This window comes from Novosphingobium sp. BL-S-19, from assembly GCF_055521675.1.
Genome location: NZ_CM145498.1, coordinates 569,587 through 585,833 on the forward strand (window position 1 = coordinate 569,587; position 16,247 = coordinate 585,833).

General features: G+C 65.2%; 17 protein-coding genes. 8 read left to right on the plus strand and 9 right to left on the minus strand.

All coding sequences use genetic code 11. From position 1 onward, the window contains the following. Positions 1-247 precede the first annotated feature (247 nt). Positions 248-3,130 carry a TonB-dependent receptor domain-containing protein gene (locus tag ACZ1JV_RS11015; RefSeq protein ID WP_465151590.1) on the minus strand — a complete coding sequence of 961 codons (2,883 nt, stop codon included), beginning with the start codon at positions 3,128-3,130 and terminating at the stop codon, positions 248-250. 11 nt (positions 3,131-3,141) lie between these two features. Beyond that, entirely contained in the window at positions 3,142-3,435 is a 294-nt protein-coding gene (locus ACZ1JV_RS11020; protein WP_465151591.1) for a hypothetical protein, read from the minus strand. Here ACZ1JV_RS11020 and ACZ1JV_RS11025 point away from each other — a divergent pair. Beyond that, a complete protein-coding gene (locus ACZ1JV_RS11025) occupies positions 3,416-4,744 on the plus strand; it encodes an Hsp70 family protein (RefSeq protein WP_465151592.1) in 1,329 nt (442 codons plus the stop codon). The two genes, ACZ1JV_RS11020 and ACZ1JV_RS11025, sit on opposite strands and share 20 nt — an antisense overlap. Before the next feature lie 246 nt (positions 4,745-4,990). On the opposite strand, the gene ahpF is transcribed toward ACZ1JV_RS11025, so the two are convergent. Both ahpF and ahpC read right to left on the minus strand, forming a co-directional pair. After that, positions 4,991-6,580, minus strand: a complete 1,590-nt coding sequence (gene ahpF, locus ACZ1JV_RS11030) for an alkyl hydroperoxide reductase subunit F (RefSeq protein WP_465151593.1) — start codon at positions 6,578-6,580, stop codon at positions 4,991-4,993. A gap of 160 nt (positions 6,581-6,740) precedes the next feature. After that, entirely contained in the window at positions 6,741-7,307 is a 567-nt protein-coding gene (gene ahpC, locus ACZ1JV_RS11035) for an alkyl hydroperoxide reductase subunit C (protein WP_395391735.1), read from the minus strand. Positions 7,308-7,504: 197 nt separating this feature from the next. On the opposite strand from ahpC, the gene ACZ1JV_RS11040 reads away from it, so the two are divergent. After that, positions 7,505-7,888 (plus strand): hypothetical protein, encoded by a 384-nt coding sequence (locus ACZ1JV_RS11040; protein ID WP_465136330.1) that lies wholly within the window; start codon positions 7,505-7,507, stop codon positions 7,886-7,888. A 332-nt stretch (positions 7,889-8,220) separates the two neighbouring features. Here ACZ1JV_RS11040 and ACZ1JV_RS11045 read toward each other — a convergent pair whose 3' ends face one another. From ACZ1JV_RS11045 to aroC, 3 genes are all read right to left on the minus strand, one after another. Beyond that, complete coding sequence (locus ACZ1JV_RS11045) at positions 8,221-8,949, minus strand: alpha/beta fold hydrolase (RefSeq protein WP_465151594.1); 729 nt, start codon at positions 8,947-8,949, stop codon at positions 8,221-8,223. Positions 8,950-9,440: 491 nt separating this feature from the next. Then, positions 9,441-9,941, minus strand: coding sequence for a GNAT family N-acetyltransferase (locus ACZ1JV_RS11050; RefSeq protein WP_465151595.1), 501 nt, complete (start codon positions 9,939-9,941; stop codon positions 9,441-9,443). A gap of 12 nt (positions 9,942-9,953) precedes the next feature. Then, positions 9,954-11,021 carry a chorismate synthase gene (aroC, locus tag ACZ1JV_RS11055; protein ID WP_465151596.1) on the minus strand — a complete coding sequence of 356 codons (1,068 nt, stop codon included), beginning with the start codon at positions 11,019-11,021 and terminating at the stop codon, positions 9,954-9,956. Positions 11,022-11,115: 94 nt separating this feature from the next. Here aroC and ACZ1JV_RS11060 point away from each other — a divergent pair, with 94 nt between their 5' ends. From ACZ1JV_RS11060 to ACZ1JV_RS11075, 4 genes are read left to right on the plus strand one after another with little or no spacing between them, the layout of a single operon-like run. Continuing rightward, positions 11,116-11,430, plus strand: a complete 315-nt coding sequence (locus tag ACZ1JV_RS11060) for an antibiotic biosynthesis monooxygenase family protein (RefSeq protein WP_465151597.1) — start codon at positions 11,116-11,118, stop codon at positions 11,428-11,430. Then, positions 11,427-11,774, plus strand: coding sequence for an arsenate reductase (locus tag ACZ1JV_RS11065; RefSeq protein WP_465151598.1), 348 nt, complete (start codon positions 11,427-11,429; stop codon positions 11,772-11,774). The genes ACZ1JV_RS11060 and ACZ1JV_RS11065 overlap by 4 nt, the downstream gene beginning before the upstream one ends. 24 nt (positions 11,775-11,798) lie before the next feature. Continuing rightward, complete coding sequence (gene pnuC / locus ACZ1JV_RS11070; RefSeq protein WP_465151599.1) at positions 11,799-12,380, plus strand: nicotinamide riboside transporter PnuC; 582 nt, start codon at positions 11,799-11,801, stop codon at positions 12,378-12,380. Next, on the plus strand, positions 12,377-12,907 hold the full coding sequence (locus ACZ1JV_RS11075) for an AAA family ATPase (protein WP_465151600.1): 531 nt from the start codon (positions 12,377-12,379) through the stop codon (positions 12,905-12,907). The genes pnuC and ACZ1JV_RS11075 overlap by 4 nt, the downstream gene beginning before the upstream one ends. Positions 12,908-13,019: 112 nt before the next feature. On the opposite strand, the gene ubiG is transcribed toward ACZ1JV_RS11075, so the two are convergent. Beyond that, positions 13,020-13,769 (minus strand): bifunctional 2-polyprenyl-6-hydroxyphenol methylase/3-demethylubiquinol 3-O-methyltransferase UbiG, encoded by a 750-nt coding sequence (ubiG, locus tag ACZ1JV_RS11080; protein ID WP_465151601.1) that lies wholly within the window; start codon positions 13,767-13,769, stop codon positions 13,020-13,022. Between the two features lie 81 nt (positions 13,770-13,850). Here ubiG and ACZ1JV_RS11085 point away from each other — a divergent pair, with 81 nt between their 5' ends. Next, positions 13,851-15,110: an aspartate kinase gene (locus ACZ1JV_RS11085; RefSeq protein WP_465151602.1), complete on the plus strand. Its 1,260-nt coding sequence runs from the start codon at positions 13,851-13,853 to the stop codon at positions 15,108-15,110. 57 nt (positions 15,111-15,167) lie between these two features. Here ACZ1JV_RS11085 and ACZ1JV_RS11090 read toward each other — a convergent pair whose 3' ends face one another. After that, entirely contained in the window at positions 15,168-15,695 is a 528-nt protein-coding gene (locus ACZ1JV_RS11090) for a DUF2239 family protein (protein ID WP_465151603.1), read from the minus strand. 91 nt (positions 15,696-15,786) lie between these two features. On the opposite strand from ACZ1JV_RS11090, the gene ACZ1JV_RS11095 reads away from it, so the two are divergent. After that, positions 15,787-16,122, plus strand: coding sequence for a GIY-YIG nuclease family protein (locus tag ACZ1JV_RS11095; RefSeq protein ID WP_465151604.1), 336 nt, complete (start codon positions 15,787-15,789; stop codon positions 16,120-16,122). Positions 16,123-16,247 lie beyond the last annotated feature (125 nt).

The following is a 16,247-nucleotide window of genomic DNA, read 5'->3' on the forward strand; positions in this document are numbered from 1 at the left end:
CGTAGGAGTCGTCCCGCCATCCTGCCTCACGCCACCACGCCTCTCCGATCACCTCTCATCGTCATTGCGAGCGTAGCGAAGCAATCCAGAGCCGGGCCCACTCCGCTCTGGATTGCTTCGCTACGCTCGCAATGACGAAGGGTTGGGGCTGACGGAGCAAGGAGGCGGAGCCCCCGAGCCACCACCCGGCGGCCCGACGCGGAAGGGACATCCGCGCCGGGCCTATAAGGGCCGCCCGTGGCTGCCCTTACATCTTCACCGAGACGCGCAGGTAGCCGAACTGGCCGGGCACGTCGTAAGTAGTCGGGTCATAGTTGGGGCCGGTGCAGGTGTTGCACGGCGGCGGATCGGTGTTGAACACGTTGATCACGCCCAGCGTGAAGGTCAGGCCGCTGTCCATGAAGCTGGGCGTGTAGCTCAGCTGCACGTCACCGTAGAACCGGCTGTTCATCTTGTGGCCGTCGCTCTCGGTCACGCTGTCGATATATCGGCCGGTGAACGAGGCATCGATGCCCGAATAGGACCACGAGAGGATGCCGGTGCCCTTGAACTTCGGATAGGACTGATCCGGGAAGCCGCGCGTGGTGCCCTTGTAGCTGATCGTGGCCGAACCGTCCGCGGTGGGGAAGGTTTCGGCATACTTGAGCAGCCGGTTGGCGTTGAACGACAGGCCGAACATGCCCACGCCGGTATCGGGCGATGCATAGTTCAGGCTGATGTCGATGCCCTGCGTGCGGATGCCGCCGATGTTCTGCAGCAGGCCGACGACACGCGAGATGATGCCGCTGGGCGTACGGATCACATTGGCGCAGGCCGTGGGATCGCCCAGTTCGGCGCAGCGTGACAGGGTGACTTGCGGGTTGATGGCGGAAATCGCGTCCTTCACCTTGATGTCGTAGTAGTTGACCTCAAGGCTGAGGTTGCGGGCAAAGCCGCCGCGCGCCCAGGACGGGCTGTAGACGCCGCCGAACAGCCAGGTCTTGCTGGTTTCGGGCTTCAGCGTGTCGTTGCCGCCGGTCAGGGTGCCGATCTGGCCGCCCTGCGGTTCCTGATAGCTGCCGCTGGCGGGCACGCCGTTGGCGATGCAGTTCGTGCGCACCGTGGCGGAGCTTTGCCACAGCGACCCCGTCACGTTGGTGCAGGGGTCGTTGATCGGCGCGTCGGCGCGGGATTGGGCGCCGAACAGTTCGCCGATCGCCGGGGCGCGGAAGCCTTCGGCATAGTTGGCACGCAGCAGCAGGTCCGAAACGGGCTTCCACAGGCCGGTGGCCGTGAAGGTCGTGCTCGATCCGCTGGTCGAGTAATTGGCGTGGCGCACCGCGCCATCGCCCTCCAGCATCTGGAAGAACGGCGTGTCCTTCAGGATCGGCACGCGCAATTCGCCGTAGAACTCGTCCGAATTGTAGCCGCCTTCGGCCGCCTGAGCGGGAATATCCGCGCCTAGGCCCGCCTGGATGATCGGATCGGGCGTGAATGATCCGTGCTGGAAGCGGTGTTCATAGCCCACCGCCATGCTGACCGGACCGGCCGGCAGGTCGAACAGGTCGCCGCTGACGTTGGCGGTATAGTCCTGCATGCGCTGGCTGGACCGGTCATGCTCGGTGAAGCTGATGAAGTTCAGCATCTCCGGCGTGATCGATCCCTCGCCGCCGAAGATGTTCAGCGGCACGCAGGCGCCGGTGCAGTCCGCCAGTGGGCCCAGTGCCTGCGCCACCTTGGCGGCGTTGACGTTGCCGGTGAAGGTCTGCTTGGCATCGTTCCAGCCGAAGGCGGCGTTGGCATCCCAGTAGAACTTGCGCGATCCGATCTGGAAGCTGCCGTCCAGCGAGGCATTGGCCGTCATCGTGTCGACATGCTGGGTATAGGTACGCTGCCCGGCCTCGACCAGACGGCGGGCGATGAAGCTATAGGTCGCCGGCTCTCCGTTGGCGCCCGAATTCAGCGTGATGCCGAAGGGGTTGTACGGGTTGGTGGCATCGATCGAGACGGTATCGAGCAAGTTGCCGTTGCCCGCGTCCGGCCCGACGAACAGCGGCAGGAAGGCGGCCTGGTTCTGCGAATTGCGGTGGTTGTAGACCATCTTCGCGCGGAACGTGATGTTGGAGGTCAGTTCCTGCTTGGCGCTGACCCACAGGCCATAGCGTTCCTGCGGCGTCAGGAAATAGTTGTAGGGGGAGAAGTTGAAGCGGTCCGCATCGGTGAAGGCGCGGAAATCGCCGCCCTGCAGCGTCGGATCATAGACGCCCTGCGTGGTGAGCGGGGGATTGCGCGGGGTGATGCTGCCGCCCGCCGGAAGCGAGGGGTTGCCTGGATTGAACACGATGCGCCCGTTCACTGCCGCCGACGAACAGCCGCCGCGCGGATCGAGGCACGTGGTCTGGCCGGGGTTGGGGAACTGCGAGATCGAACGGTCCGCCGTGCTGACCTTGTCCTGCTTCACATAGCTGGCGCCGAACACGACCGAGGTCGTCGGGCCTTTCACGCCGTAGCTGGCGTTGTAGTCCTGCGTATGCCCGTCGCCCTGCCGGAAGGTTCCGAACTGGGCCGATGCGCGCAGGCCCTCCTGTTCGGACTTGGTGATGATGTTGACGACGCCGGCGATCGCGTCCGACCCGTAGAGCGGCGACTGGCCCGATTGCAGGACCTCGATCCGCTCGATCTGGCTGGCGGGAATGGTGTTGAGGTCGACCGTCGAAGGGATGCCGCTGGCCGCCGTGGCGTTGACGTAGCGCATGCCATCCACCAGCACGAGCGTGCGCTTGGCCAGGAGGTAGCGCAAGTCGATCTCGCTGGTGCCGGCGCCGACGCCGCCGCCGTCCTGCGGGTTACCGATATTGCCGGAGTTGTTGACCTTGGTGTTGAGGCCGCCCGCCGCACTGGGCAGGCGCTGCAGCACGTCCGCCACCGAGGACAGACCGGTCTTGGCAATATCCTCGTTGCTGAGGGTGACGACGGGGCTGGGATTGTCCAGCGGGTTCTGGCGGATGCGCGATCCGGTGACGATGATCGCATCGCCCGGGGCGGAAGCACCGGAATCGGCGTCTTGCGCCTGTGCGATGGCGGGCATGGCCAGAGCCCCGAACGTGAGTGCCGCAATGCTGCAGTGCAAATGGAAGTTACGTATATTCATGTAACGACCCCTCATGAAATCACCCTGAAACGGGCACTTGAGAGGGTCGTGCGCACCTTTTTGCCGTGCAACATGATTTTGAAATATTGTATAATTTCAGCAATAAAACTGCAAAATTGATGTAAAAATACAACGATTTGTTCGTAGGGTGCGCGACTTTTTCGAACGGGGCGAACGGGAATTTCGAATGCGACCGCCTGCTCGATTACGGTGGTTGCGCAAAGCCTGCTGCACTGCGATAGGCGCCGGCCGCTTTCAACGCCGCCTTCAACAGGGAGTACTGAGATGCCGTCCTCCACGGTCACCGCCGGTTCCATCGGCATCGACTTTGGCACCACCAATTCGGTGATCGCGCTGTCCGGCGCGGCGGGTGAAGCCGATCTCGTGGACTTCGCGGCGCCGGGCGGCAGCGGTTCGGTGTTCCGGTCCGCGCTGTGTTTCTGGCAGGACGAGGGCGTGCGCGGCGGCCTGGCGCATGAGGCCGGGCCCTGGGCGATCTCCGAATTCCTGGAGTTTCCGCAAGGATCGCGGTTCCTGCAGTCGTTCAAGTCGGTCGCGGCCAACCCGGCCTTCGAACATGCCACGCTGTTCGAAAAGCGCATGCGGTTCGAGGAACTGGGGCAGGTCTTCCTCACCCACCTGCTGGACCATGCCAGCACGGCGCTGAGCGACTTGCCGGAGCGGATCGTGATCGGGCGGCCCGTCCGCTACGTCGGAGCGCGGCCGGACGAGGCGTTGGCGCGCAAGCGGTACGATGCGATGTTCGCGCTGCTGAAGCGGCCGGTCCACTACGTCTACGAGCCGGTGGGCGCGGCGTTCAGCTTCGCTTCGCGCCTGTCCGACCCGGCGACGCTGCTGGTGGCGGACTTCGGCGGCGGCACCAGCGACTTTTCGATCGTGCGGGTGGAAGCGCCCGGCGCGGCGCGGCGCTGCGTGCCGCTGGGGTCGGCGGGTATCGGCATCGCCGGCGACCGCTTCGACTATCGCATCATGGACCATCTGGTGCTGCCGCTGCTGGGCAAGGGCGGCACCTATCGCTCGTTCGACAAAGTGCTGGAGATCCCGCCGGGACACTTCAAGGACTTCGGCGACTGGTCGCGGCTGGCGATGATGCGCAACCGGCGCACGCTGGAACAACTGGCGAAGCTGCGCCATTCGGCCACCGATCAGGCTGCCATCGACCGCATGATCGCGGTGGTGGAGCACGAACTGGGCTTCGGCCTCTACGAAGCGGTGGGCCAGCTGAAGCGCACGCTTTCCTCCAGCGACCACGGCGCCTTGCGCTTCGAGAGCGAGGAATTGCAGATCGAAGCCGAAGTCAGCCGCGCCGATTTCGAACGCTGGATCGCGCCGGACCTGCACCGCATCGGCGAAACGGTGGACGGCGCGCTGGCCAAGGCCGGGCTGCGGCCGGACCAGATCGACCATGTGTTCCTGACCGGCGGCTCCTCGCTGATCCCCGCCGTGCGCGCGCTGTTCGCGGAACGCTTCGGCGAAGGCCGCATCGCCAGCGGCAACGAACTGACCTCGATCGCGCACGGCCTTGCGCTGATCGGCCAGTCGCCGGATCTGGACGAATGGGTGGCGACCGACCTTACGGCGGACGTGGCCTGATACGAAAACGGGCGGGAGCTTCGCAGCACCCGCCCGCTTCGCTCGGGGAAGCTTTTTGAAAATCCGCCGTGGGCGGATTTTGGCGGCACCGGCCCTCTCCCGTCCCGAAGGAGACGAAAAGGTCCGGGGGACCTTTTCGCTGAGGGGGCCGACCACCCATAGGGTACTGTCGTCGGGTGGTCGGGTGGGGGAGAGGGCCGGTGCCGCCCCGAAAATGCCCTTTTCAGGGCATTTTCAAAAGCAGGCTCACGCCGGTTCGAGAGCGGCCACCGGAGCTTCATTGCGGATCAGGTAGTCGAACGCGGAGAGTGCCGCCTTCGATCCTTCGCCCATGGCGATGATGATCTGCTTGTACGGCACGGTGGTCACGTCACCCGCCGCGAAAATGCCGGGCAGGTTGGTCGCCGCCTTGTCGTCGATCACGATCTCGCCGCGCGGCGAGAGCGCAACGCCGCTGTCCTTCAGCCACTCGGTATTCGGCACCAGACCGATCTGGACGAACACGCCTTCCAGTTCGACCTTGTGCTCCGCGCCGCTTGCACGGTCCTTGTAGTGCAGGCCGCTCACCTTCTCACCGTCGCCGGTGACTTCGGTGGTCTGGGCGCTGGTGAGGATGTCCACGTTCTTCATCGAACGCAGCTTGTCCACCAGCACCTGGTCGGCGCGCAGCTTGTCGTCGAACTCGATCAGGGTGACGTGGCCGACGATCCCCGCAAGGTCGATCGCCGCTTCCACGCCGGAGTTGCCGCCGCCGATCACCGCCACGCGCTTGCCCTTGAACAGCGGGCCGTCGCAGTGCGGGCAGTAGGCCACGCCCTTGTTCTTGTACTCGGCCTCACCGGGCACGCCCAGGTTGCGCCAGCGGGCACCGGTCGTCAGCACCAGCGAACGCGCCTTCAGCGATGCGCCGTTGGCGAAGACTACCTCGTGATAGCCACCCAGTTCCTTGGCCGGGATCAGCTTTTCGGCGCGCTGCAGGTTCATCACGTCGATGTCGTATTCACCAACGTGCGTTTCCAGCGCGGCGGCCAGCTTCGGGCCTTCGGTGTAGGGGACCGAGATGAAGTTCTCGATGCCCATCGTATCCTGCACCTGCCCGCCGAAGCGTTCCGCCGCGATGCCGGTGCTGAAACCCTTGCGCGCGGTGTAGATCGCGGCCGAGGCACCGGCGGGGCCACCGCCAACCACCAGCACTTCGAACGGCTTCTTCTCGGCCAGCTTGGCAGCGGCCTTGGCGTCGGCGCCGGTGTCGAGCTTGGCGAGGATCTCCTCGACGCCCATCTTGCCCGAACCCCACATCTCGCCGTTCAGGAACACGGCGGGCACGGCCATGACGCCGCGACCTTCCACCTCGTCCTTGAACGCGCCGCCTTCGATCAGGGTGGCGTTCACGTGCGGGTTGTTGAGCGCGATCAGCGTCAGCGCCTGCACCACATCCGGGCAGTTGTGGCAGGAGAGCGAGAAGTACATCTCGAACTCGTAGCTGCCTTCCAGATTGCGGATCTGCTCCAGCGTCTCGTCAGAAACCTTGGGCGGATGGCCGCCGGTCCACAGCAGGGCGAGTACGAGCGAGGTGAATTCGTGGCCGAGCGGCAGACCGGCGAAGCGCACCCAGGCGCTGGCGTCCGAAGCGCGGCGCACGATGAAGCTGGGGCGGCGCGCGTCGTCGCCGTCGAAAGTGGCGGTAACCTTGTCCGAGAGCGAGGCGATGGTGGTCAGCAGCTCGCGCGTTTCGGTCGACTTGGCATCGTCACCCAGCGAGGCGACGAGCTCGATCGGCTCGCGCAGCATGGCGAGATATTGCGAGAGCTGTTGCTTCAGAGCGGGGTCGAGCATGAGTCACAGGTCCTTATGAAATGCGTGGGGAGAGAAAGAGGCGGCCCGGGGGTCCATCAGCCGCGAAGCGCACGAGGGTGCGGCTCCGGGGGAGGGAAGCCCCGGGCCGCACACCTTCGGCACGCGACCCGGATAGCCTTACGGCCTGGTCGCGTGGTTTTTAGAGCTTGCCGACGAGGTCAAGCGAGGGAGCGAGGGTTTCCGAACCTTCTTCCCACTTGGCCGGGCAAACCTGGCCGGGGTTGGCGCGGACGTACTGGGCAGCCTTGATCTTGCGGACCAGTTCGACAGCGTTACGGCCAACGCCTTCGCAGGTGATTTCCATGATCTGGATGACGCCTTCGGGATCGACGACGAAAGTGGCGCGGTCGGCCAGGCCCGAATCTTCGCGCAGAACGCCGAAGGCTTCGGTCAGCGCGTGGTTCTGGTCGCCCAGGAACGCGTACTGGATCTTGCCGATCTTGTCCGAGGTGTCGTGCCAGGCCTTGTGGCTGAAGTGCGTGTCGGTCGAAACGCCGTACACTTCCACGCCCATGCCCTGCAGTGCGGCATACTGTTCACCCAGGTCTTCCAGCTCGGTCGGGCAGACGAAGGTGAAGTCGGCGGGGTAGAAGAAGAACACGGCCCACTTGCCGGCGATGTCGGCGTCGGTGACGTCGAAGAAGTCCTTGCCGGCCTGGAAAGCGGTGTTCTTGAACGGCTTGATGGTGCTGCCGATGATACCCATGGTGTATTCTCCCTCGATGGGTGTTGAAACTGACGAGCCGGAGATAGGCCGCCCGTGTGACGATGTGTAGGGGCTTGATCCGATTGGGTTGATCGGATTGCTCGATAAGTCACGACAGACTGAACGATTCTGTCGATAAAATGCTCGCGCGTGCGAAAATCCGTGCGGCGCTGCGGCAAGTGGGGCAGAGGGGAGCGATGAAAACGATCCGACTTGGCAGACTTGCGCTGCTGGCAGCCGCCTGCGCATCGCTGGCCGCCTGCAACAGCTGGCCTACCTCGCTCGATAACCGGGCGGATGGCGACATGAAGTTCCGCTATCACCACCGCCTTTACGATCAGTGGTCGTTCTGGGCGCCGGTACAGCAGGGCCGCGCGGTGATGTTCGCGCACGAACACCGCATCCGTGACATTTCCGGGTTCGAGATCACCGAGGGCAAGCTGACCTATCGCTACGGCACCCGCGCGCTGGCACCGGTGCAGCAGTTCTGCGCCGGCAGCGCCAGCTGTGTGCTGGTCTATCGCGGTGAGGGCAAGCTGGAGGCACGCAAGGCGCCACTGCCGGACGCGAAGCTGGATTGACGGAGCGGAGCGCGTGATTTGCGCCAAGCCCGCCTTTTCCAAGCCCGCCCTTTCAAATCCACGTCTCCCGCCCCGCTCATCCTGAGCCTGTCGAAGGATGGGAGGCCTCGCGCCACGCCCGCAGGGGGCTTCGACAAGCTCAGCCTGAGCGGTTGGGGCTGAGGGACATCATCCCAAAACACCTTCGTCGCCCCCGCGAAGGCGGGGGCCCCGCTGCCTTGCGGCTGGAACAGGAAAAGCGGGATACCCGGTCTATCGCTAGCGGCCGCCCTACCGCCCTGCCGAAGGGGCGGAACGACGGACGACCAAGGCATCGCGACGAGACGTTCGGGTCAGCGAGATCGCGAGAGGAGCGACAAGCTGGCAAGCCTTTCCGCCACCCATTCCGGCGCGGTCAGCATAAGGTCGTGGCCGGTATCGATTTCCCATACGCGGGGCGCGTCCAGCCAGCGGGATTTCAGCTCCACCGGTCGCAAGGCCAAGGTACCGGTGCAATTGACGATCGTGCGCGGCAGCCTTGCGACCGTTTCGGGATCGGCAAGGTGCAGCCGGTCGGTGAAACAGCGCCAAGGATGCGGCGTAAGGCGCGCCTTGGCCCAATCCTCGTGCACACATCCGGCCAGTCCGTAGAGCGCGACGGCGGGGCTGTCCGGCCAGAGGCAGAGTTCGATGCCCGATCGCACCCGGTTGGTCGGGCCCAGTGCCAGCAGCCCCGGAGAGACGTCCACCAACGCTTCGTCCTGATGCGGGATCGCCGCGTCCAGATAGACGAGATGGCCAATGCGCCCCGGGGCACGGTCGGCAGCGCCGGTTATCACCATGCCGCCGTAGCTGTGGCCCACCAGCACGACATCGCGCAGGTCTTCGGCTTCGAGCAGCGCTGCAATGTCGCCGATGTGGGTTTCCAGCCCGGTTCCGCGCGTCAGTAGATGGGCCCGCTCGGCAAGGCCGCTTAGCGTCGGCGCGTGAACCTCGTGCCCGGCACGTTGCAATAGCTCCGCCACGAAGCGGAAGCACCAACCGCCGTGTCCGCCACCGTGAACGAGGACATATGTCGCCATGACGGAGTGATGCGCGGGCCTGCCGATCGGGGCAAGGTGGTGAGGGCACTGGCTGCGATTGGTTGCGCCTATGGCTTAGAGCATTTTCCAATCAGATGGAATCATCTGATGACTCGGAAAATGCGTCAAACCAGAAGCTTAGAGCAGTTGATCCGATGCAATCGGATCGGAAACTGCTCTAGGCGCGGTGCGAGGCGGTGACGCAGGGGTGTCCTGCCATCGAGAACGCGCCACCTTTTCGGCAGGGGGATTGGCGTACTGCCCGCGCGTTTTCCTACCTGGCCCGCCGCGCGTACTTTCGCAGCATGTCATCGAACTTCAAACCATTGCGAAAACGCCCAACCTGTCACCTTGTGGCGGCACAAGGTGACACATCGCCGCGCAAGGTGACACTTGTCGGCCGCAAGATGACGCTTTTCACCCGCAAGGTGACACTATCCGGCCCCAAGGCGGCGGTTTTCGCCCTGGACCGTGTCAAGTGTGTCAACCTGTCAGCTTGCGGCGAAGCTCTGATGATAGGCGACTTCGCCGACGGGCGACGAGCCGGCGAGGACAAGGCGCTGGAAGTATTCGGCCGGCACGCCGGGATAGGCGAGGGAGGGATCGCTCTCGAACCCGAAGCGGGCGTAGTAGGCCGGATCGCCCAGCACCACGCAGCCTTGGGCACCGGCGTCGCGCAACTGCGCAAGGCCGGCCTCGATCAACCGTGCGCCGATGCCGCGTCGCTGGTGATCCGGGCTGACCGCCACCGGGCCGAGGCCGAACCAGCCCAGATCCGTGCCATCGATGGTGACAGGCGAGAAGGCGACATGGCCGACGATCACGCCGTCTTCCTCCGCCACCAGCGATACGGTGAGCATGTCGGCTGCGCGCAGGGCATCGACGATGGCGCCTTCGGTGCCGCTCGAATGCTCGGCGCCGAGGAAGGCGGCGGTGACGATGGCGCGGATGGCTGCGGCGTCACCGGCTTGCTCGGGGCGGAGGGCGATCACGTCAGTCTGCCGTCAGCCGCATTGGCCGCGATGGAGCAGTTTGTGATCGGCCAGCACCAGCGCCATCATCGCCTCGACCACCGGCACGCCGCGAATGCCGACGCAGGGGTCGTGGCGGCCTTTGGTGAACAGCTCGGTTGCCTCACCTTCGCGAGTGATCGTGGGCTGGGGGGTAAGGATCGAACTGGTCGGCTTGAAGGCCACGCGCACCACAACCGGCTGGCCGGTGGAGATACCGCCGGCGATGCCGCCTGCGTGGTTCGCGCTGAACTCGGGCCCTGCGGTGCCCGGATGCATCGGATCGGCGTTCTGCTCACCGGTCAGGCGCGCGGCGGCGAAACCGTCACCGATCTCCACGCCCTTCACCGCGTTGATTCCCATCATCGCGGCGGCCAGATCGGCATCGAGCTTGCCATAGAGCGGCGCCCCCCAGCCGGCAGGAACGCCCGTGGCGACGCATTCGACAACCGCACCGACCGAGGACCCGGCCAAGCGCGCATCGTCGACGATCTTCTCCCAGCGCTTCGCGGCTTGTGCGTCGGGGCAGAAGAACGGGTTGTTGCCGATCTCGGCAGGATCGAAGTTGGCCATGTCGATGGCGTCGCCGCCGATCTCCGAGACATAGGCCAGGATCGTCACTTCCGGGATCACCAGTCGCGCCACGCCGCCCGCCGCCACGCGGCTGGCCGTCTCTCGCGCCGAGCTGCGGCCGCCGCCGCGGTAGTCGCGGAAGCCGTACTTGGCGTCATAGGCATAGTCGGCATGGCCGGGGCGATAGGCCTTGGCGACGTCCGAATAGTCCTTCGAGCGCTGGTCGACGTTCTCGATCATCAGCGAGATGGGCGTGCCCGTGGTCTTGCCTTCGAACACGCCGGACAGGATGCGGACCTGATCCGGTTCCTGCCGCTGGGTGGTGAACTTCGACTGGCCGGGGCGGCGCGCGTCGAGGAAGGGCTGGATCACGCTCTCGTCGATGGCAAGGCCTGGCGGGCACCCGTCGACGACGGCGCCGATGGCAGGGCCATGGCTCTCGCCCCAGGTGGTGAATCGCAGAAGACGGCCGAAAGTGTTCACGCTCATGCCCCGCGCCTTGGCGCGCAATCTTCGGATTGTCCAGCATGGGGTGCGAGTCAGATGCTTGCGGAATGGTCCGCGAAGGCCCATGAGCGCGGCCATGTTCCTGGTAGTCTTCCGCAATCGCAAGCGCGCCGACATCGACGCGGCCGCCTATTCCGCCGATGCGCAGGCGATGGAGAGGCTCGCCCGCGCGCAGCCGGGTTTCCTCGCCTTCAAGAGCTATACCAGCGAGGACGGCGAAGTGATTGCGCTGTCCGAATGGGCCGACGAAGCTGCCGCGCTGGCCTGGCGCCGGGTGGCCGCCCATGCCGAAGTGCAGGGCAAGGGGCGTGAGAACTACTATCAGAACTACACCCTCTTCGCCTGCAACGAACCGCGCGTGCGCCATTTCGAAAGGGAAAGCGAATCGTGAGCCTTGAATTCTACGGCATCCCCAACTGCGACACCGTGAAGAAGGCGCGTAAGTGGCTGGAAGCGAAGGGAAGCGAGTACACCTTCCACGACTACAAGAAGGAAGGCGCCGATGCCGCGCGGCTTGAAAAGTGGATCGGCTTGGCGGGCTGGGAAAAGCTGCTGAACCGTGCGGGCACCACGTTCAAGAAGCTGCCGGATGCGGACAAGCAGGACCTCGATGCCGCCAAGGCCGTGGCGATCATGGTTGCGCAACCGAGCACCATCAAACGTCCGGTCGTCGAGTATCCGGGCGGACTGCTGGTGGGCTTCAAGGAGCCGGAGTGGGAAGCAGCTCTGGGCTGATCCGCACAATTTACAGGGGCGACAATGGATCCGGTAGAATGGATCGCGGCGGCACTGGGGCTCGCCAATATCGCGCTGCTGGTGCGGCGCAGCGTGTGGAACTACCCGTTCGGCATGGCCATGGTGGCGCTGTACTTCGTGGTGTTCTGGCAGGCCAAGCTCTACGGCGAGGCGGGCCTGCAGATCTTCTTCTTCGCGGCGCAGGCCTGGGGCTGGGTGCTCTGGGTGCGTGCCGGCGGGGGTGAGAGCCGGGTGCCGGTGCGGCGGCTGGGCGGGTTCAGCCGTGCACTCTGGCTGGTGGCGACGGCGGCGCTGACGCTGAACCTCGGCTGGGTGATGCACAAGTTCACCGATGCCTCGCTGCCTTATGCCGATGCCGCCATCGCCGGCGCCTCGATCGCCGCGCAGATCCTGCTGGCGTTCCGCCGGATCGAGAACTGGGTGCTTTGGATCGCCATCGATGTCGCCTCGATCGGGGTCTATGCCTACAAGGACCTGTGGCCGACGGCGGCGCTTTATGTGGTGTTTCTGGTGATGTCGGTGCTGGGCCTGATCGAATGGGCGGCGGCGGAGCGGGCGCAGCAGCGGGAACTCAAGATCGCGTGATCACGGTCTGCCTTCACGGTGCGGAAAGTACGGGCAAGTCGGTGCTGGCCGCGCGGCTGGGGCTGCCGTGGGTGCCGGAATATGGCCGCACCTATTGCGAGGAACACGGCACCGACCTGACGATGGCGGACCTGCTGGCGATTGCCGAGGGGCAGGCGGACGAGAACCGCAAGGCCATGGCGGCGGCACCGGCGGTGCTGTTGCTCGATACCGATCAGCTGATGACGGCGGCCTGGGCTCAGATGCTGTTCGGGGAAGTGCCCGAAGTGTTGATGGGCTATCCCAAGGCCGATCACTACCTCCTGTTCTCGCCCGATGTGCCTTGGCGCGATGATGGGACGCGGTTCTTCGGGGCCGACGATGCGCGTGCCCGGTTCGCGGCGCTGGCGGAGGAAATGCTTGTGCGGGCCGGAGTGCCGTTCACGCGGATCGGCGGCTTTTGGGATGAGCGCGAGGCACAAGTCCGCGAGGCGATTGAACGATTGAGATCCTCCCCCATCGGGGGAGGTGGCAGCGCGCAGCGCTGACGGAGGGGGCTTTCGGCAGCGCTGCGCCTGCCCCCTCCACCACCCTTCCTTCGACAAGCTCAGGATGAGCGGGGGTGGTCCCCCTCCCCCGGTGGGGGAGGAGCTTTGAGGCTCAGCCCTTCCGCGCCGTCACGATGAAGTTCAGCGAGAGATCGTCCGACAAGTGCAGCCCGCTCGTCGGCGACCAGGCGATGCCTTTGGGCTCGCCCAGCGTCAGGCCCGCGCCTTCGGCCAGTTCACGCAGTTCCTCGGGCGTGGCGAACTGGTGCCAGTCATGCGTACCGCGTGGCACTTTGCCCAGCCGCTCGGCCGCCTCGACCAGCAGCAGGCGCGAGGCGGGAGTGCGGTTGGGGCAGGAGAGGATCATCAGCCCGTCGTCCGCCAGCGCGGCGGCAAGCTGGCCGATGAACAGCGCCTTGTCGGTCACGTGCTCGATCACTTCCAGCGAGCAGACGAGGTCGTAGCCCGAGAGGCCCAGCGCGCCCAGTTCGCCGTGCTTGTAATCGATGGGCAGCCCCATCGCCTCGGCATGGGCACGGGCCGCCGCAACGTTCTCCGCCGCCGCATCCACGCCCGTCACCGCCGCGCCAAGGCGGGCGAGGGGTTCGCAGAGCAGCCCGGCGCCGCAGCCGGCATCGAGCGCACGCTTGCCGGCCAGCGGCTTCAAGGTACGGGAATCGCTGCCGAAATACCGATCGATCTCGGCGCGGATGAAGCCCAGGCGCACCGGGTTGAGCTGGTGGAGCATCGCCGAAGTGCCCTTGGGATCCCACCACTCGGCCGCCAGCGCGCCGAAGTGGGCGGCTTCCTTCGGATCGATTGTTGCGCGGAAAGGCGTGTTCGAAGCAGTTGCATTATCCATGACTCCCCCCTAACAGCCCGCCGAACTCTTATCCACACGCGCATCGTTCATGCGCGCAAACTCACGGGGAGCAACGGCACCTTGGCACGTATCGTGATGAAATTCGGCGGCACTTCCATGGCCGGGACCGAGCGAATCCGGCGCGTGGCGGGTATCGTCAAACGTCAGCAGGAAGCCGGCCACGAAGTCGCGGTCGTCGTTTCGGCGATGGCGGGCGAGACGGACCGGCTCGTCAACTTCTGCCGTGAGGCCAATGCCCTTTACGATCCCGCCGAATACGACGTCGTCGTCGCTTCGGGTGAGCAGGTCACGTCCGGCCTGCTGGCGCTGACGCTGCAGGCGATGGGCTGCAAGGCGCGTTCCTGGCTGGGCTGGCAGCTGCCGATCAAGACCGACGACGCCCATGCCAAGGCCCGCATCGAGGACTTCGATTCGGAAGCGCTGCTGGCATCGATGGCGTCCGGCGAAATCGCCGTGATCCCCGGTTTCCAGGGCGTTTCGCCCGACAATCGCATCACCACGCTGGGCCGTGGCGGTTCGGACACTTCGGCCGTGGCCGTGGCGGCGGCGGTCAAGGCCGATCGCTGCGACATCTACACCGATGTCGACGGCGTCTACACCACCGACCCGCGCATCGTTGCCAAGGCGCGCAAGCTGCCGCTGGTGACCTATGAAGAAATGCTCGAACTGGCCTCGGTCGGCTCGAAGGTGTTGCAGACCCGTTCGGTCTCCCTCGCGATGAAGGAGAACGTGCGCGTGCAGGTGCTGTCCTCGTTCATCGACGAGAATGCCCCTGCGGCAGACACCCTCCCCGGAACGATGATCGTCAGCGACGAAGAACTTGAAGGAAGCGATATGGAACGCCAGCTGATCACCGGCATCGCCGCTGACAAGAACGAAGCCAAGGTTACCCTTACCCGCGTGCCGGACCGTCCGGGCGCCGTGGCCGCGATCTTCGCGCCGCTGGCCGAGCAGAACATCAACGTCGACATGATCATCCAGAACGTCGCCAAGGATAAGGGCGAGACCGACGTCACCTTCACGGTGCCGCAGGCCGATCTCGTCCGCGCGCAGGCGCTGCTGGAAGAGCGCAAGGAATCGATCGGCTACTACCGCATGATCGCCGACAGCAACGTGGCCAAGGTCAGCGTCGTTGGCGTCGGCATGCGTAGCCACGCCGGTGTTGCCTCCACCATGTTCAAGACGCTGGCCGATCGCGGCATCAACATCATCGCCATCTCCACCAGCGAGATCAAGGTTTCGGTCCTGATCGACACCGACGAGACCGAACTGGCGGTGCGCGTGCTGCACACGGCTTACGGCCTCGACGCTGCTGCGTAATTCGGCGGGATAGCGTGAATTAGGGAAAGGCGGCGCGGGAGCGTCGCCTTTTTCGTATCACTCGTCCAGAGACGGCTGCGCGAGTTCGAGGACGTGATCGCGCAAGTCTACCGGCCATGCGGCCACGGCGGCGGCGAATTCTTCCAGCTTGTCTGCAAAGAGCAGGCGGCTCGCTTCCTCGAAACCGGGCAGATCGCCACCGAGCGCGGACATAACGCGATAGGCGCGTTCGTGGGCTGTGCGTTTCGCGGTGCGTCCGCCATCGGCCCTGCGCGCTTCGTCGACAAGGCGGCGCAGGGCTTGCGAGGCGCCGCCGGGTTGCTGGGCGAGCCAGTCCCACTGGCGGGGCAGCAAGGTCACTTCGCGGGCAGTGACGCCCAGTTTTGGGCGGCCGCGACGGCGCGGTGCCTCGCTTTCCTCCGAGATCGGGGTGATGCCCCGCCAATCGAGATCGACGGGCCTTCCGGTGGCGTCGTCGAACACCAACAGGCCCTGTTCCTCTCCCGAGAGTGCGGCGATCAGTTCGGCGGGCGTTCCACGCCCGACGCGGGTGGTGCCGAGGAAGGCGGTGCAGGTCTGCGTCATGGAAGGGGTCCTGAAGTATTTTTGTCCGGGTAAATTGAAATTGTAGGCGAGTCAATTTATCCGGGTAAAAATGACTTCAGGGAATCGAATCATGGATCGTGCCGATCGCAAGGCAGCCCTTGCCGAATATCGCGAACGCAAACCCGAGCCGGGCATCTATGCCCTGCGCTGCAACGCCAGCGGGGAGGTGTGGGTGGGCCGGGCGCCGAACCTTCCGGCGATCCGCAACCGGATATTCTTCACCCTGCGCCTGGGCTCGACGCCGCAACGTTCGTTGCAGGAGGCATGGAACGCGCATGGGGCGGATGCCTTCGTCTTCGATGTGCTGGAAGTGCTGGATGTCGAGAAGATCGGCCTCGGCTGGGAGCGCGAACTCAAGAAGCGCTATTCGGATTGGTGCGAGAGGCTGAGCGCGACGGCGATCTGATCCCTACGCACCACAGCCCAACCACACCCTCGTCATCCCCGCGTAGGCGGGGATCCCGCTTGTTCTTCGGGCGTGGCGAAAAGGAAGCGGGGCCCCCGCCTTCGCGAGGGCGACGAAGTGGTTTG

What these genes read in the sequence shown, in the direction of transcription:
- ACZ1JV_RS11025 (WP_465151592.1), top strand. Translation starts at nt 3,416, where the DNA reads ATGCCGTCCTCCACGGTCACCGCCGGTTCCATCGGCATCGACTTTGGC.
- ACZ1JV_RS11045 (WP_465151594.1), bottom strand. Translation starts at nt 8,949, where the DNA reads ATGGCGACATATGTCCTCGTTCACGGTGGCGGACACGGCGGTTGGTGC.
- ACZ1JV_RS11095 (WP_465151604.1), top strand. Translation starts at nt 15,787, where the DNA reads ATGGATCGTGCCGATCGCAAGGCAGCCCTTGCCGAATATCGCGAACGC.
- ahpF (WP_465151593.1), bottom strand. Translation starts at nt 6,580, where the DNA reads ATGCTCGACCCCGCTCTGAAGCAACAGCTCTCGCAATATCTCGCCATG.
- aroC (WP_465151596.1), bottom strand. Translation starts at nt 11,021, where the DNA reads ATGAGCGTGAACACTTTCGGCCGTCTTCTGCGATTCACCACCTGGGGC.
- ACZ1JV_RS11090 (WP_465151603.1), bottom strand. Translation starts at nt 15,695, where the DNA reads ATGACGCAGACCTGCACCGCCTTCCTCGGCACCACCCGCGTCGGGCGT.
- ahpC (WP_395391735.1), bottom strand. Translation starts at nt 7,307, where the DNA reads ATGGGTATCATCGGCAGCACCATCAAGCCGTTCAAGAACACCGCTTTC.
- ACZ1JV_RS11040 (WP_465136330.1), top strand. Translation starts at nt 7,505, where the DNA reads ATGAAAACGATCCGACTTGGCAGACTTGCGCTGCTGGCAGCCGCCTGC.
- ACZ1JV_RS11060 (WP_465151597.1), top strand. Translation starts at nt 11,116, where the DNA reads ATGTTCCTGGTAGTCTTCCGCAATCGCAAGCGCGCCGACATCGACGCG.
- ACZ1JV_RS11015 (WP_465151590.1), bottom strand. Translation starts at nt 3,130, where the DNA reads ATGAATATACGTAACTTCCATTTGCACTGCAGCATTGCGGCACTCACG.
- pnuC (WP_465151599.1), top strand. Translation starts at nt 11,799, where the DNA reads ATGGATCCGGTAGAATGGATCGCGGCGGCACTGGGGCTCGCCAATATC.
- ubiG (WP_465151601.1), bottom strand. Translation starts at nt 13,769, where the DNA reads ATGGATAATGCAACTGCTTCGAACACGCCTTTCCGCGCAACAATCGAT.